This window comes from Pseudomonas putida, assembly GCF_002906855.1.
Lineage (GTDB): Bacteria > Pseudomonadota > Gammaproteobacteria > Pseudomonadales > Pseudomonadaceae > Aquipseudomonas > Aquipseudomonas putida_N.
In genome coordinates this window covers 1-552 of record NZ_MINI01000008.1, presented here as the reverse complement: position 1 = coordinate 552, position 552 = coordinate 1, and the positions used below count along the sequence as shown (strand labels likewise).

Genomic DNA, 552 nt, shown 5'->3' with positions numbered 1-552 from the left:
GGGATTCGTCCCAGTACTGGTTGACGTCGACGCGCACGCTGGCACGTTCGCCCAGCTCGCGCTTGATCGCCACCACGTGCTTCAAATCCTGCTCCAGCGGGTTGGCGCCGATCTTCAGCTTGAACACGCGGTGCCGGCGGATCTCCAGCATGTGCTCGGCTTCGGCGATGTCGCGGGCGGTGTCGCCGCTGGCCAGGGTCCAGGCCACTTCCAGGCTGTCACGCACGCGGCCACCGAGCAGTTCGCTGACCGCCAGGCCGAGGCGCTTGCCCTGGGCGTCGAGCAAGGCGCTTTCGATGCCGGACTTGGCAAAGGTGTTGCCCTTGGCCAGCTTGTCGAGCTTGAGCATGGCGGCATTGATGTTGTCCGCAGGCAAGCCGACCAGCGCGGGGGCAAGGTGCGCGTCGATGTTGGCCTTGATGCCCTCGGGGCTCTCGTAGCCGTAGGCCAGGCCGCCGATGGTGGTGGCCTCGCCGATGCCTTCGACGCCGTCGCTGCAGCGCAGGCGTAGCACCACCAGGGTCTGCTGCTGCATCGTGTGCATCGCCAGCT

Annotated in this window: 1 protein-coding gene; it reads right to left on the bottom strand. The window is 67.0% G+C overall.

Features of this window, described 5'->3' with window-relative positions; genetic code table 11:
- The coding region (locus tag BGP85_RS00120; RefSeq protein WP_308450550.1) for an enolase C-terminal domain-like protein at positions 1-550 on the bottom strand (550 nt) is incomplete at its 3' end.
- Between the last annotated feature and the right edge of the window lie 2 nt (positions 551-552).